The sequence below is a fragment of the Stenotrophomonas sp. 10L48 genome (assembly GCF_056395105.1).
Genome location: NZ_JBFTIX010000006.1, coordinates 266,511 through 281,375 on the forward strand (window position 1 = coordinate 266,511; position 14,865 = coordinate 281,375).

A 14,865-nucleotide genomic window follows, 5' to 3' on the forward strand; every position below is an offset into this window, starting at 1 on the left:
CGGCAACCTCTTCCAACCCCTATTCAAGAGATCACTGCAATGACCAAGCAAATCCAGGACGCCTACATCGTCGCCGCCACCCGCACCCCGGTTGGCAAGGCGCCCAAGGGCATGTTCCGCAACACCCGCCCCGACGACATGCTCGCCCACGTGCTGCGCAGCGTCGTGGCGCAGGCGCCGGGCGTGGACGTCAACCGCATCGATGACGCGATCATCGGCTGCGCGATGCCCGAAGCCGAGCAGGGCATGAACGTAGCCCGCATCGGCGTGCTGCTGGCCGGCCTGCCGAACACCATCGCCGCGCAGACCGTGAACCGCTTCTGCTCCTCCGGCCTGCAGGCCGTGGCGCAGGCGGCCGACGCGATCCGCCTTGGCAACGCCGACCTGATGCTGGCCGGCGGCACCGAATCGATGTCGATGGTGCCGATGATGGGCAACAAGATCGCGATGGCCCCGAGCGTGTTCGACAACGACCACGTCGCCATCGCCTACGGCATGGGCATCACCGCCGAGAAGGTCGCTGAAGAGTGGAAGGTCTCGCGCGAAGAACAGGACGCGTTCGCCCTGGCCTCGCACCAGAAGGCCATGGCCGCCATCCAGAACGGCGACTTCAAGGACGAGATCAGCCCGTACGAGATCGTCTCGCACCAGCCCGATCTGGCCGACGGCAAGCGCATCATCACCCGCAACAAGGTGGCCGACACCGACGAAGGCCCGCGTCCGGATTCCTCCGCTGAAGGCCTGGCCAAGCTGCGCCCGGTGTTCCGCAACGGCCAGTTCGGCGGCACCGTCACTGCCGGCAACTCCTCGCAGATGAGCGATGGCGCCGGCGCAGTGCTGCTGGCGTCGGAACAGGCGATCAAGGATTACGGCCTGACCCCGCTGGCCCGCTTCGTCAGCTTCTCGGTGGCTGGTGTGCGCCCGGAAGTGATGGGCATCGGCCCGATCGCCGCGATTCCGAAGGCACTGAAGCAGGCCGGCCTGAGCCAGGACCAGCTGGACTGGATCGAGCTCAACGAAGCCTTCGCCGCGCAGTCGCTGGCCGTGATCCGCGACTGCGGCCTGGACCCGAGCAAGGTCAACCCGCTGGGCGGCGCGATCGCGCTGGGCCATCCGCTGGGTGCGACCGGCGCGATCCGTACCGCGACCCTGCTGCACGGCCTGCGCCGTCGCCAGCAGAAGTACGGCATGGTGACGATGTGCATCGGCACCGGCATGGGTGCAGCGGGCATTTTCGAGGCACTGTAAGGTTCAAGGCGTTGCCTCGTTGGGCTTCAAGGCGTGGGCCGGGTTGGCAGGGCTGCCCGGGACACGCCGTGAACCCATCCATGGGGGCTCGATGGCGCCATCCATGGCGCCAACGGTCCCGAGCAGCCCTGCCAACCCGGCCCTTCCAGCCTCCCCGCGGCGGAAGGATGAGAAGAGGCAAGAGCAGTAGATCCACGCCATGCGTGGATGCTCCGGAAACGAAAAAAGGCAGCCATCGGCTGCCTTTTTCGTTTCTGCCCTGCTCTTGATTCCGCCCTTCCCGTCCGCGCCCGCAGGAAACCAGGCTGGCGGGATGGGTGGGCCTTTGCAGGACCGTTGGCGCCATGGGCCCGAGGCATGCCTCGGGCGGGTTGGGCAGGACGCCCAACCCCGGTCTTGCCGTGTGCGCAGGACAGCGCACACGAGCAAGGCGCCATCGAGCCCCCATGGGTGAGGGCGCTTTGCTTGCGAAGCACTGCTTCGCAAGCGCCCGAACGCACAGCCGTCAGCGGCTGGGCCGGACCGCGGAGCGGGGTTTACGGCGTGTCCTGCAGCGGCCTGCCTGCGCCTCCCCCAGCTATGCAGGAAGGCGCTGCCGGAGCGCTCGAAAAACCCTTACTCCGCCAGCATCGCCGCCAGCTTCTCGCGCGCCGGGCCGGCCAGCTTCGGGTTGTCCAGCGCGAAGCGGATCGTCGCCTCGACCAGCCCCAGGTGGGTGCCGCAGTCGAAACGGGTGCCCTCGAAACGATAGGCATCGACCTCGTCGGTCTTCAGCAGTTCGGCGATCGCATCGGTCAACTGGATCTCGCCACCGGCACCGGTGCGGGTCTGCTCGAGCAGCTCGAAAATCTTCGGGCTCAGCACATAGCGCCCCACCACTGCCAGGTCACTCGGTGCGTCTTCCGGCTTGGGCTTCTCCACGATCTGCGAGATACGCCCCTTGCGGCCGTCGAACGCCTCGGTGGCGACGATGCCGTAACTGGCCGTCTTGTCGTGGGGCACGTCCTCCACGGCGATGACGCTGGCACCACTGGCCTCGTTGAGGTCGGCCATCTGCTTCAGCGCACCCGCGCCGCGGTTCCAGATCAGATCGTCGGGCAGCAGCACGGCGAACGGCTCGTCACCGATGACCGCCTTGGCGCACAGCACCGCATGGCCCAGGCCCAGAGCCTCGGCTTGGGTGACGAAGATCGCGCGCACGCCTTCCGGCAGCACATGGCGGATCAATTCGAGCTGCTCGTGCTTGCCCGCGCGCTCGAGCTTCTGCTCCAGCTCGTAGGCCTTGTCGAAATAGTCGGCGACGGCGTGCTTGTAACGGTTGGTGATGAACACCAGGGTGTCACAGCCTGCTTCGATCGCCTCATCCACGGCGTACTGGATCAGCGGCCGATCGATGATCGGCAGCATCTCCTTCGGCACCGTCTTGGTCGCCGGAAGAAAACGCGTGCCCAGACCCGCTACCGGGAATACCGCCTTGCGAATGCGCTTGCTCATTGGTGCCTGTTGGCCTCACGTGCCGGAAAGGGCACAACCTTAGCGGATGAAATGTAAGCATCCTGTTCGATTGGCGAGAATTCCGGCATGGTCGCAAACAGGATTTCCTGGATCGTATCGATGTCGTACCGGGCAATGGCCTCGCGCAGCTTCGGCACGTTGCCCAGCACGATGTCCCGCGAGAACGAACGGACGCCGGCCTCGAGGATCTTCGGGTGCGCGGTCGGCCGGTAGTCCTCGTCGGAATAGAACAGCGTCTCGTGCAGCTTCTCGCCTTGGCGCAGGCCGGTATAGATGATCGGAATTTCCTTGTAGGGCTGCTTGCCCGCCAGCCGGATCATCTGCTCGGCCAACACCCGGATCGGCACAGGCTCGCCCATGTCCAGGGTGTAGATCGCGCCGTGCGACGCCGACGCGGCCGCCTGCAGGATCAGCTGGCACGCCTCGGGAATGGTCATGAAATAGCGGCTGACCTCCGGGTCTGTCACCGTGACCGGGCCGCCCTTGAGGATCTGCTCGCGGAACAGCGGCACCACGCTGCCGGCCGACGCCAGCACGTTGCCGAAACGCACGGTCACGAAACGGGTGTGCGTGGACTTCTGGTCCAGACTCTGGCAGATCATCTCCGCATAGCGCTTGCTGGCGCCCAGCGCATTGACCGGGTCCACCGCCTTGTCGGTCGAGATGAACACAAAGTGCTCGACGTGGGCTTCCAGGCAGGCGCGGGCCACGTTCTCGGTAGCCAGGATGTTGTTGCGCACGGCTTCACGCAGCTGACGCTCCAGCACCGGCACGTGCTTGTAGGCAGCCGCATGGAAGGCGGTGTCGACCGGGTGCAGCGACAGCGCGTGGCGGATCACCGCGGGATCGCCACAGTCACCGAGCACCGCTTCGATCTCGACATCGGGGAAGCTGCGGCGCAGCTCGCCCTCGATGGTCAACAGCAGCAGCTCACTGATCTCCAGCAGCACGATACGACCGGCACCATGGCGCGCGCACTGGCGGCACAACTCGGACCCGATCGAGCCACCGGCACCGGTCACCATCACCGTGCGCCCGCCCAACCAGCCACGGATGAGGTTCCAGTCCGGCATGATCGGCTTGCGGCCGAGCAGATCTTCGATCGCCACTTCCTTCAGCTGCCCCGGCAGCGACTGCCCCTGCAGAATGTCGCTGAGCTTGGGCACCGTGCGGAACGGAATGCCGGTGCTCTCGCAGATGGCCACCACGCGCTGCATGCCGACGGCATCGAGCGAAGGCATGGCAATCACCAGCAGCTTGGCTGCAGTCTCGCGGGCCACTGCTGGTGCATCGTCCAGCGTGCCCAGGATCGGCAGGCTCTGCAGCTTGGCCCCTCGCAGGTGCGGCGCATCATCGAGCAGGCCGACCGGCTCGAAATTGCCGGACCGGCGCAGGTCGCGCACCAGGGTCTCGGCGGCCTGTCCGGCGCCGAGAATCAGCACCCGGCGCGCGGTCGAATCGGACTGCAGCGACTGGTAGTCCTTCCACGCGCGGTACAACAGGCGCGGCGCGCCCAGCAGTGCCGACAGCGCGAACGGATAGATCACCAGCACCGACATCGGCACGCCGTTGAAGCGCTTCCAGGCCAGTACCAGAACAATGGCGATCAGGCCGATGAAGCTGGCCTTGAAGATGTTCAGCAGGTCGCTGACGCTGGCAAAGCGCCACAGCCCGCGATAGAGGCCGATACGCCAGAACACCAGTCCCTGCAGTGCCAGCACCAGCGTGGTGTCCACGTTCCACAAGGGCAATGCAGGAGCGTCGGCCAGAATCGAGTAACGACCTGCGTGCAGCAGCTGCCAACAGGCCCATACCATGAACAAGTCGTGGCAGACGATGGCCGTACGCGGCATCAGGCCGAGGATTCTGTCCCGCCAAGGTGAAGACATAGATCGAGTAATTCCTTATCGGTGGCGCAATCCATTGCGCAGGAGGAGCCACAGCAGGGTCAGCGCGGCAAACCACGCGACCGCTACGACAGCCTCCCACCTCGGCTGCAAATTGGTGCAGATATTGAACACTGTAATACTGAACAGGCCCAAAACAAAGTACATCCCTGTCACCTGGGCATGGCTGGCTCCTGCCTGCACCGCGCGCTGGTAGACATGCTGGGTGTGGGGTTCCATCCAGCGTTGCCCGGAAAGCATGCGCGCCAACAGCGTGAAGCCCGCGTCCACAAGAAATGCAGACAACGGCAGCAACAACAGGATCCAGTTGATGTCGGTGTGCACTGCCGCGACGGCCAGCACCACCGCCACCGCATAGCCGAGGGCGCCACTACCGACATCACCCATGAAGATCCGCGCCTGCGGGAAATTGAATGGCAGAAAACCCAGGCAGGCCAAGCCGAGAACAACGGCCACCAGCGAATAGGGCCAGGGCAGCACGGTGGCAAAGCCCAGCGCAACGATGACGGCCTGGCTGCTGGCAATCCCGTTGATGCCATCCATGAAGTTCCAGATGTTGATCAGCGAGGCGGTGAAGAACAGCACCAGCAGGCTCAACAGCCAGCTACCCCCGTGCATCTTGACCAGCCCTGCCAGCAAGACAGCGGCGAGGAAATGCACCAGCAAACGGCGCATGGCTGGCAGCGGCCGATGGTCATCCCACCAGCCGATGCCGGCAACCAGCAGCAGGCCAAGGCTGGCAACAGCCAGGCTGGGCGCGGCGTCCGGCCAGAAAAAAGCGGCCACGGCCGCAGCAACCAGCAGACTGATCACGATGGCGATGCCACCACCGCGAGGAGTTGCGACACTGTGGCTGCGGCGCTCGCCGGGCTGATCCAGCAGCTGCCTGCGCAGCGCATACACACGCGCCGCCCAGGTCAACCCCGCGCTGAGCAGGGCCAGGCCCAGCAGCGCGGCCATCACAAGCCACGGCATGGTTCAGAGCACCGCGTAATTCAACAGCGGCTTGACCGTGCCCCACTCCTTGCAGCTCGGGCATTGCCAGTGGTGGGTACGCGCGCCGAATCCGCAGCGTGTGCAGCGGTAGGCGGGATTGCGCACCAGCAACTGATCGGTGATGTGCTTGAGGTCGTGCAGGGTCGCGGTGGAATCTGCGCCCTCGGCCAGGGTGAGGTCGATCAGCGCCGATTCGCCACGCACCGATGGGCGATCCTTGAGCTGGCGGCCGAGGTAGGCGCGGGCAGGTGCAACACCCTCCTGCTCTTCCATCAGGCGGGTCAGCGCCAGCACCGGGGCGATGCCGCGGTAATGTTCGGTCATCTCGGACAGGAACGCGCGCGCGCCGCCCAGGTCGCCGACCTTGCGGTAGTTTTCCATCAGCGCCGGCAGCACTTCCGGCAGGTACTCCGGATCGTTGCGGGCGGCACGCTCGAAGGCACGCACGGCGGCCTCGGCGTTGCCTGCATCGGTTTCCAGGCGCCCCTCGATGATGCCGGCACGGACCGACATGGCATCAGCCTGGTAGGCGCGGGCGATGGCCGCCCTCGCCTCTTCCAGCTTGCCAGCGCCACGGAAGCGCTCGGCGAGCTCGCATTCGAACTGCCCGATCAGCTTGCCCATCGGCTCGCCGGTGACATCCTCGAAGCGGGTAGCGTTGTCGATCGCCTTTTCCCAGTCGCGCTCGGCCTGGTAGATGCCGATCAGGTGCTTGAGCGCCTGCGGTGCGCGCTGGTCCAGCTGCGCCAGTTCGGTGAACACGGTTTCGGCACGGTCCAGCAGGCCAGACTTCATGTAGTCCTCGCCCAGTGCCAGCAGCGCCTGCACGCGCTGCGCGTCGCTCAGGTCCTGGCGGTTGACCAGGCCCTGGTGCAGACGGATCGCGCGGTCCACTTCACCACGGCGACGGAACAGATGGCCCAGCGCGACCTGGGTCTCAAAGGTTTCCTTGTCCAGCTCGGCGATGTGCAGGAACAGTTCGATGGCCTTGTCCGGCTGCTCGTTGAGCAGGTAGTTCAGGCCACGGAAATAGGTGCTGGACAGGTGGCTGACCTGATTGTCACCGTGGCGTTGACCACCGCGGCGTCCGATCACCCAGCCGGCCAGAGCCGCCAACGGAAGACACAGGAAGAACCAGAACCACTCGGAAACGAATTCCATCGTCGATCAACGTCCATCAAAAGATTGGGAGGGGGCGACCGGCGCCGACGGCGCAGCCGCCGACTTGCTGGCACGTCGCAGCTGGCTGTAGAGCGGAATGACCACGCTCACCAGCACCAGGCCAGCGCCGACCACGACACCGATCAGCAGAGCGGCGATCAGCGCCACGCCGACGGACGTGTTCAATTGGGTAAACAGCAGGTTGATCGACATGGCCGTCATGTTGACCGCACCGATGATCAGACCAAGGATCAGAACCGCCAGCAGGACCAGCAGACGAAAAACTTTCATGCGACAGCTCCATTGGCAGGAGGCCGTAGCTTATCCGACTCGTGGTGGGATTCGCACGAAGTCGCGCGACGGATGGCTCAGGCCGGATCTGCGTCCAGCGGCAGCACACTGCTGACCCGCTCGCGCAATTCCTTGCCTGGCTTGAAATGAGGGACATGCTTGCCCGGCAGGGCAACCGATTCGCCGGTCTTCGGGTTGCGCCCCAGGCGCGGCGGACGGTAGTGCAGCGAAAAACTGCCAAAGCCGCGGATCTCGATGCGATCGCCGGCCGACAGTGAGCCCCCCATCATTTCCAGCAATGATTTGACCGCCAGATCGACATCATCGGCCTTCAGGTGCGCCTGCCGGCGCGCAAGGATTTCGATCAGTTCGGATTTGGTCATTACCGGCTCACATCAGGGGCATCTCAGCCTGAAACGGCCCGGGCAGTGCCCGGGCCGTCCAGGAAACAACGAACAGCGTAAGGCCGATATTACTCGGACTTGTTGCCGTTCAGCTGTGCACGCAGCAGCGCGCCCAGCTGGGTGGTGCCGCTGGAAGCCGAAGAGGACTGGTATTCCTCCAGCACTTCGCGCATTTCCGCGTCGTCCTTGGCCTTGATCGACAGCTGCAGGGTACGACCCTTGCGATCCATGCCCACGAACTTGGCTTCAACCTTGTCGCCGACCTTCAGGTGCTGGGTCGCGTCGTCAACACGCTCGTTGGCGATGTCGCGAGCTGCAACATAGCCTTCGATGCCGTCGGACAGCTCGATGATCGCGCCCTTGGCGTCGACTTCCTTCACCACGCCTTCGACCTTGGAGCCCTTCGGATTGGTCGCCATGTACTGGCCGAACGGATCCTGCTCCAGCTGCTTGACGCCCAGCGAAATGCGCTCGCGCTCCGGATCGACGGCCAGGACGACTGCGTCCAGGTTGTCGCCCTTCTTGAAGTTGCGAACGATGTCTTCGCCAGTGGTCGCCCAGCTGATGTCGGACAGGTGAACCAGGCCGTCGATGCCGCCGTCCAGGCCGATGAAGATGCCGAAGTCGGTGATCGACTTGATCTGGCCCGACACCTTGTCACCCTTCTTGTGGGTGGCAGCGAAGGTTTCCCACGGATTGGCGGCAACCTGCTTCATGCCCAGCGAGATGCGGCGACGCTCCTCGTCGACGTCCAGGACCATGACTTCAACTTCGTCACCGACCTGCACAACCTTGGACGGGTTGACGTTCTTGTTGGTCCAATCCATCTCGGAAACGTGCACCAGACCTTCGACGCCCGGCTCGATTTCGACGAATGCGCCGTAATCGGTGACGTTGGAGACCTTGCCGAACACGCGGCTGTTGGCCGGGTAACGACGGGCGATGTTATCCCACGGATCTTCGCCCAGCTGCTTCAGGCCCAGCGAAACGCGGTTGCGCTCGCGGTCGAACTTCAGCACGCGCACGTCCAGCTCGTCGCCGACATTGACGACTTCGGACGGATGGCGCACGCGCTTCCATGCCATGTCGGTGATGTGCAGCAGGCCGTCGATGCCGCCCAGGTCCACGAATGCGCCGTAATCGGTCAGGTTCTTGACGACACCCTTCAGGATCGCGCCTTCCTGCAGCTTGTCCATCAGCTGCTCGCGCTCTTCCGAGTGCTCGCTTTCGACGACAGCGCGGCGCGAGACCACGACGTTGTTGCGCTTGCGGTCAAGCTTGATGAGCTTGAATTCCAGCTCCTTGCCTTCCAGGTAGGCCGGATCGCGCACGGGGCGCACATCGACCAGGGAACCCGGCAGGAAGGCGCGGACATCCTTGATGTCCACGGTGAAACCACCCTTGACCTTGCCGCTGATGCGACCGGTGATGGTTTCGTTCTTTTCCAACGCTTCTTCCAGCTCGTCCCACACCATCGCGCGCTTGGCCTTCTCGCGCGACAGGACGGTTTCACCGAAGCCGTTCTCGATCGAGTCGAGGGCGACCTTGACGATGTCGCCTTCGGCAACATCGATTTCGCCAGCGTCGTTACGGAACTGTTCGATCGGCACGATGCCTTCCGACTTCAGCCCGGCGTTGATCACCACGACGTCGCCGCGGACTTCAACAACGGTACCGCTGACGATGGCGCCCGGCTTCAGCTTGGCCAGGTTGGCCTGGCTGGCTTCAAACAGTTCGGCAAATGATTCGGTCATTAGATTTACTCTGTTGGACACATGGGTCGGTTGGCTTCCCTTCAGGGAATGGCTACCGCCCGCCTGTTGGTCGACCCCGGAAATGCAGGTCGTGTGTGGAAGTAGGAAAACCGCCACGCATCATTGCGCGACGGAGCTTTTACAGCACTGCAGATGCGCGACCTCCACCGATGCTGCTGGCAGAGCTCCCGCGCGAACGGATCAGGCAGCCGGAACCGGAAGCAGATCCATCACTCTGGCAACGACATCTTCGATGCCGATGCCTGTGGTGTCGATGAGGACAGCATCGTCTGCCGGCTTCAGGGGCGCCACGGTACGCTGAGCATCACGGGCGTCGCGGGCCATGATCTCGCGCAGGAGGTCTTCAAAGTTAACAGAAACCCCCTTGTCTTTCAACTGCTTATGCCGGCGCTCGGCGCGCTCCTCGGCACTGGCGGTCAGGAAGACCTTGTAGGGGGCGTCCGGGAAGATCACCGTACCCATGTCGCGGCCGTCGGCAACCAGCCCCGGCTCCATCCTGAATGCGCGCTGGCGCTCCTTCAGGGCGGCCCGGACCTCGGGGATGGCGGCAATCGCCGACGCCAGCGCCCCGGTGGTCTCCAGCCGCAGCTCGTCGGTGGCGTCGGTGCCATTGACCAGGACCCGCATGCCATCGCCCTGCTCGACGAACTGGACATGCGTATCAAAGGTGCAGCGCACCAGCGCGGAAGCATCGGAGGTGTCGATGTCGGCCCAGCTGGCCGCCACGCCGACCGCGCGGTACAGAGCACCCGAATCCAGGTAGTGCCAGCCCAACCGGCGCGCCACGATGCGGCTGATGGTACCCTTGCCGGCCCCTGACGGGCCGTCGATGGTCAGGACGGGAACGAGTGGATTCATGGGGGTCCTTGCGCGTGTGAAGGGGGCATTCTAGCCCCTGCCGGACACCCCGCAACGGGCCTTTTGTGCAACCACTTGAAACCATGGGGAAAAGCCCGGTAGAATGGCGGGCTTGAACGAGCGTCCACTGCCGATTGTCTTTCGCATATCGCGGCCACGCTCCACCCGAACAACTACTGTTTACGCCGAGGTATGCCATGAAAGTTCTGTCCTCCCTGAAGTCGGCGAAGGCCCGTCACCGTGACTGCAAGGTCGTGCGTCGTCGTGGCAAGATCTTCGTCATCTGCAAGTCGAACCCGCGTTTCAAGGCGCGTCAGCGCTAAGCCCAACGGTCCTTGTGACCGCGGCTGGCCCCACGCGGGGCCGACCCGATGCAAAAAACCGCCTTCGGGCGGTTTTTTGTTTATGCGGTTTTTTCCTGCCGTTTTTGCTGTAATCGCTGTTCTTGACCACTGGGGAGTAGATCGAGATGACGCGTTACCTGTGCACCCTGGCCGTACTGGCCACCCTGGCTGCCGCCACCCCGGCGATGGCCGATACCCTGCTTGTTGACCGCGCCCGCGAAAAGCCGGCCGGCGCCCTGCCCGTCCGCGGCCAGAGCATGCAGCAGGTGCAGTCGCAGTTCGGCGCGCCGGCAGAACAGCTGCAGCCGCGCGGCGGGCAGAAACGGCAATGGCCGACCATCCACCGCTGGGTGTACCCGCAGTTCACCGTCTACTTCGAGAAGCAGAAGGTGATCGACGTGGTGGCAAACCAGGCGGATCCGAACGAAATCGGCCCCAAGCCGCCGATCYGTTGACCCCCATGCCCGCCACCGGCGGGCGCGTGTAGCGAGACCATGAACCAGACCCTTCGTTTTCCTGCCGAATGGGAAGCCCAGAGCGGCGTCCTGATTGCCTGGCCCACCGCCGACACCGACTGGGCCGACCGCCTGGGCCAGGTGGAAGAGACCTACATCGCCCTGGTTGCAGCGATCACCCGCTTCCAGCCGGTGCTGATCTGCGTGGCCGACGATGACGTGGAGACCTACGCCGAGATGCGGCTGCGCTCCAACCGCATCGACATGGACAAGGTCCACTTCACCACCGCCGCCTACGACGACACCTGGCTGCGTGATTCGGGCCCGATCACCCTGCGCCGTGCCGACGGCAGCTTCCAGCTGCTGGACTTCCGCTTCACCGGCTGGGGCGGCAAGTTCGACGCCACCCTGGATGACCAGCTGGTCGGCGCGCTCGACCAGGCCGGCGTGTTCAACGACGCGACGGTGCGCAGCATTCCGTTCGCGCTGGAGGGCGGCGGCATCGAGACCGATGGCGAAGGCACCCTGCTGACCACCTGGAAGTGCCTGCACGAGCGCCATCCCGACCGTGACCGCGACAGCCTGAGCGCCGACCTGGCCGACTGGCTGCAGCAGAAGCGCGTGCTGTGGCTGGATCATGGCTATCTGGAAGGCGACGACACCGACGCCCATATCGACACCCTCGCCCGCTTCGCCTCGGCCGACAGCATCGTCTACCAGGCCTGCGACGACGCCAGCGACTCGCATTACGCCGAGCTGCAGGCGATGGGCGCCGAGCTGGCCGCACTGCGCACGGCTGACGGAAAGCCGTACCGCCTGTTCCCGTTGCCGTGGGCACAGCCGGTGATCGATGAAGGCCGTCGCCTGGCTGCTTCGTATGCCAATTACCTGATCGTCAACGGCGCGGTGCTGATGCCGGCCTATGGCGACCCGGCCGATGACCTGGCCCGCGACGTGCTGGCACAGGCCCACCCTGGCCGCGAGATCGTGCAGGTGCCGTGCCGCTCGCTGATCTGGCAGAACGGCAGCCTGCACTGCATCACCATGCAGCTGCCGGCCGGGCTGTTGAAGGCATAAGCCACGCGGTAGCGCCGGGCCATGCCCGGCGAGCGCGGCGGCATCTGGAAAATCCGCCGGGCATGGCCCGGCGCTACCGGTTGCGTGCACCATTCAGCAGCCAACACGCTGTCGTGGCGCATCCGCGTTAACATGCGGGTTTTCCCCCGCAGGATCGCCCCGCATGAACTCGCGCAGCCCCCTTACCGTCGCCCTGATCCAGGAGCGCAACCACGGTGATGCCGCCGCCAACCTGGCGGTGATCGAAGCGCGTGTTGCCGACGCCGCGGCACAGGGCGCGAAGCTGGTGCTGCTGCAGGAACTGCACAACGGTCCCTACTTCTGCCAGCACGAATCGGTCGATGAATTCGACCTGGCCGAGCCGATTCCGGGACCAAGCACCGAGCGCCTGGGCGCGCTGGCCAAGAAGCATGGCGTGGTGCTGGTCGGCTCGCTGTTCGAGCGCCGCGCTGCCGGCCTGTACCACAACACCGCCGTGGTCTTCGAGAAGGACGGCACCTTGCTGGGCAAGTACCGCAAGATGCACATCCCGGATGACCCGGGCTTCTACGAGAAGTTCTACTTCACCCCGGGCGACATCGGCTTCAAGCCGATCGACACCTCGGTCGGCCGCCTCGGCGTGCTGGTGTGCTGGGACCAGTGGTACCCGGAAGCAGCGCGCCTGATGGCGCTGGCCGGTGCTGAGCTGCTGCTGTACCCCACCGCGATCGGCTGGGACCCGGACGATGCACAGGACGAGAAGACCCGCCAGCGCGACGCCTGGGTACTGAGCCACCGTGGCCATGCCGTAGCCAACGGCGTGCCGGTGCTCAGCTGCAACCGCGTCGGCCATGAGGCTTCGCCGCTGGGCGCCTCAGGCATCCAGTTCTGGGGCAACAGCCACGTGCTGGGCCCGCAGGGCGAGTTCCTGGCCGAAGCCGGCACCGAAGCGACCATCCTGATGTGCGAGGTCGACCTGCAGCGCAGCGAACACGTGCGCCGCATCTGGCCGTTCCTGCGTGATCGTCGCATCGACGCCTACGGCGACCTGCTCAAGCGCTACATCGACTGACCCGGAGCCCGCGCATGGCCGTACTCATCCGTGATGCCGGCCCTGCCGACATCGCTGCGATCACCGCGATCTACGCGGTGGAAGTGACCGACTTCGTCAACACCTATGAGTACGAGATCCCCGACCAGGCCGAGATGCTGCGCCGCATGCGCGACATCATCGACCGCGGCTTCCCCTACCTGGTGGCCGAGGTCGACGGCCAGGTTGCCGGCTATGCGTATGCCAACACCTACCGCACGCGCATCGCCTACCAGTGGACCGTTGAGAACTCGGTCTACGTCGATGCCCGTTTCCAGGGCCGTGGCGTCGGCACCAGCCTGCTGCAGGCACTGATCGATGCCTGCACCGCGCGCGGCCATCGACAGATGGTGGCGGTGATCGGCGAGCCGACCAACACGGCCTCCATCAAGCTGCACGAACGCTTCGGTTTCCAGCTGGTGGGCGTGTTCCGTGGCCTCGGCCGCAAGCACGGCCGCTGGCTGGACACCGTACAGATGCAGCGCGCGCTCGGCGATGGCGCCGATTCCGCTCCTTCCAATGAATGATTCCATGACCGAAATCCTTCCCGAAACCGGCGACGATCTGTTCGCCGGCCAGCCAGTGCGCGTCGTCGAGCGCGATGGCGTGCGCTACACCCTGCTGGGCACTGCCCACGTCTCCCATGCCAGCGTCGAGGCGGTGGAGAAAGCCATCGATAGCGGACGATTCGATGCGGTGGCCGTCGAGCTGGACCCGCAGCGCTTGCAGGCGCTGAGCGACCCGGACACGCTGGCCAAACTGGACCTGGTGGAAGTGATCCGCAAGGGCCGCGTCGCGTTGTTCGCGGCCAACCTCGCGTTGTCGGCCTACCAGCGCCGACTGGCCGAACAGCTCGGCATCGAGCCGGGCGCGGAACTCAAGCGTGCGGTGGACCTGGCGCGCGAGCGCAACCTGCCGGTGCACCTGATCGACCGCGAAGTCGGCCTGACATTCCGTCGTGCTTCGCAGCGACTGGGCTTCTTCGGCAAGCTGAAGCTGGTGGCCGGGCTTGGCGCCGGCCTGTTCTCGTCCGAGGATGTCGGCGAAGACGAGATCGAGAAGCTGAAGCAGGGCGACATGCTGGAATCGAGCTTCGGCGAGTTCGCCAGCGAGAACCCGGCGTTGTACGAAACCATCATCGGCGAGCGTGACCGCTACATGGCCACGCGCCTGCGCGAAGCGCATGATCCGCAGCAGCGTGAAGTGCTGGCGGTGGTCGGCGCCGGCCATCTGGCCGGCCTGGCGCGTTACCTGGAAACCGATACCGAGGCGCCTGCGCCGTTGCGCGAGCAGCTGGAAGCGGTGCCGAAGAAGCGCAACATCCCGTGGTTCACCCTGGCGATCCTCGCCATCGTGGCCACCGGCATCGGTGTCGGCTTCTATCGTGGTGGACTGGGCGTAGGCACCGAGCTGCTGGCGACCTGGGCGATGTATACCGGCGGCCTGGCTGGCCTGGGCTGCCTGGTGGCCGGCAGCCACCCGCTGAGCATCCTCACCGCGATCGTGGTGGCGCCGTTCAAGCCGTTCCGCCTGAGCATCCCCACCGGCGCATTCGCGGCACTGGTGGAAGCGCGCCTGCGCAAGCCGACCTACGAGGATTTCCTCAAGCTGCGTGACGATGCACAGTCGTTGAAGGGCTGGTACCGCAACCGGGTCACCCGCGTGGTGCTGACCTTCATGCTGACCAACCTGGGCAGCATGCTGGGCCTGTGGCTGACTGCAGGCAAGGTCTGGAGCAAGGTGGCGAGCTGATCGCTGCCCCGCC

General features: G+C 65.0%; 15 protein-coding genes. 7 read left to right on the forward strand and 8 right to left on the reverse strand.

Features of this window, described 5'->3' with window-relative positions; translation table 11 throughout:
* Positions 1 to 39: 39 nt before the first annotated feature.
* Positions 40 to 1,248: an acetyl-CoA C-acyltransferase gene (locus AC1DCU_RS12830; RefSeq protein ID WP_032977565.1), complete on the forward strand. Its 1,209-nt coding sequence runs from the start codon at positions 40 to 42 to the stop codon at positions 1,246 to 1,248.
* Positions 1,249 to 1,863: 615 nt separating this feature from the next.
* On the opposite strand, the gene galU is transcribed toward AC1DCU_RS12830, so the two are convergent.
* The 8 genes from galU to cmk form a co-directional block, all read right to left on the reverse strand.
* The gene (gene galU / locus AC1DCU_RS12835) at positions 1,864 to 2,742 is read right to left on the reverse strand and encodes a UTP--glucose-1-phosphate uridylyltransferase GalU (RefSeq protein ID WP_025875017.1); all 879 of its coding nucleotides are present in this window, start codon (positions 2,740 to 2,742) and stop codon (positions 1,864 to 1,866) included.
* Positions 2,739 to 4,652 (reverse strand): polysaccharide biosynthesis protein, encoded by a 1,914-nt coding sequence (locus AC1DCU_RS12840; protein WP_032977567.1) that lies wholly within the window; start codon positions 4,650 to 4,652, stop codon positions 2,739 to 2,741. Before AC1DCU_RS12840 ends, galU begins: the two co-directional genes overlap by 4 nt.
* Positions 4,653 to 4,667: 15 nt before the next feature.
* Positions 4,668 to 5,645 carry an MraY family glycosyltransferase gene (locus tag AC1DCU_RS12845; RefSeq protein ID WP_442252135.1) on the reverse strand — a complete coding sequence of 326 codons (978 nt, stop codon included), beginning with the start codon at positions 5,643 to 5,645 and terminating at the stop codon, positions 4,668 to 4,670.
* 3 nt (positions 5,646 to 5,648) lie between these two features.
* Positions 5,649 to 6,827, reverse strand: coding sequence for a lipopolysaccharide assembly protein LapB (gene lapB / locus AC1DCU_RS12850; protein WP_032977571.1), 1,179 nt, complete (start codon positions 6,825 to 6,827; stop codon positions 5,649 to 5,651).
* A gap of 6 nt (positions 6,828 to 6,833) precedes the next feature.
* On the reverse strand, positions 6,834 to 7,118 hold the full coding sequence (locus AC1DCU_RS12855; protein WP_442252134.1) for a hypothetical protein: 285 nt from the start codon (positions 7,116 to 7,118) through the stop codon (positions 6,834 to 6,836).
* A 77-nt stretch (positions 7,119 to 7,195) separates the two neighbouring features.
* On the reverse strand, positions 7,196 to 7,501 hold the full coding sequence (locus tag AC1DCU_RS12860) for an integration host factor subunit beta (RefSeq protein ID WP_005409286.1): 306 nt from the start codon (positions 7,499 to 7,501) through the stop codon (positions 7,196 to 7,198).
* A gap of 89 nt (positions 7,502 to 7,590) precedes the next feature.
* On the reverse strand, positions 7,591 to 9,276 hold the full coding sequence (gene rpsA, locus AC1DCU_RS12865; protein WP_025875032.1) for a 30S ribosomal protein S1: 1,686 nt from the start codon (positions 9,274 to 9,276) through the stop codon (positions 7,591 to 7,593).
* A gap of 201 nt (positions 9,277 to 9,477) precedes the next feature.
* Positions 9,478 to 10,155 (reverse strand): (d)CMP kinase, encoded by a 678-nt coding sequence (cmk, locus tag AC1DCU_RS12870; protein ID WP_025875034.1) that lies wholly within the window; start codon positions 10,153 to 10,155, stop codon positions 9,478 to 9,480.
* A 197-nt stretch (positions 10,156 to 10,352) separates the two neighbouring features.
* Here cmk and ykgO point away from each other — a divergent pair, with 197 nt between their 5' ends.
* The 6 genes from ykgO (at position 10,353) to AC1DCU_RS12900 (ending at position 14,852) form a co-directional block, all read left to right on the forward strand.
* Positions 10,353 to 10,478: a type B 50S ribosomal protein L36 gene (gene ykgO, locus AC1DCU_RS12875; RefSeq protein WP_005409283.1), complete on the forward strand. Its 126-nt coding sequence runs from the start codon at positions 10,353 to 10,355 to the stop codon at positions 10,476 to 10,478.
* 146 nt (positions 10,479 to 10,624) lie between these two features.
* On the forward strand, positions 10,625 to 10,954 hold the full coding sequence (locus AC1DCU_RS12880) for a hypothetical protein (protein ID WP_478014186.1): 330 nt from the start codon (positions 10,625 to 10,627) through the stop codon (positions 10,952 to 10,954).
* A 39-nt stretch (positions 10,955 to 10,993) separates the two neighbouring features.
* Complete coding sequence (locus tag AC1DCU_RS12885) at positions 10,994 to 12,031, forward strand: agmatine deiminase family protein (RefSeq protein ID WP_025875044.1); 1,038 nt, start codon at positions 10,994 to 10,996, stop codon at positions 12,029 to 12,031.
* A 163-nt stretch (positions 12,032 to 12,194) separates the two neighbouring features.
* Positions 12,195 to 13,082: a carbon-nitrogen hydrolase gene (locus AC1DCU_RS12890; RefSeq protein WP_442252133.1), complete on the forward strand. Its 888-nt coding sequence runs from the start codon at positions 12,195 to 12,197 to the stop codon at positions 13,080 to 13,082.
* 14 nt (positions 13,083 to 13,096) lie between these two features.
* The gene (locus AC1DCU_RS12895) at positions 13,097 to 13,627 is read left to right on the forward strand and encodes a GNAT family N-acetyltransferase (protein ID WP_025875048.1); all 531 of its coding nucleotides are present in this window, start codon (positions 13,097 to 13,099) and stop codon (positions 13,625 to 13,627) included.
* A 4-nt stretch (positions 13,628 to 13,631) separates the two neighbouring features.
* Positions 13,632 to 14,852 carry a TraB/GumN family protein gene (locus tag AC1DCU_RS12900; protein ID WP_442252132.1) on the forward strand — a complete coding sequence of 407 codons (1,221 nt, stop codon included), beginning with the start codon at positions 13,632 to 13,634 and terminating at the stop codon, positions 14,850 to 14,852.
* Positions 14,853 to 14,865 lie beyond the last annotated feature (13 nt).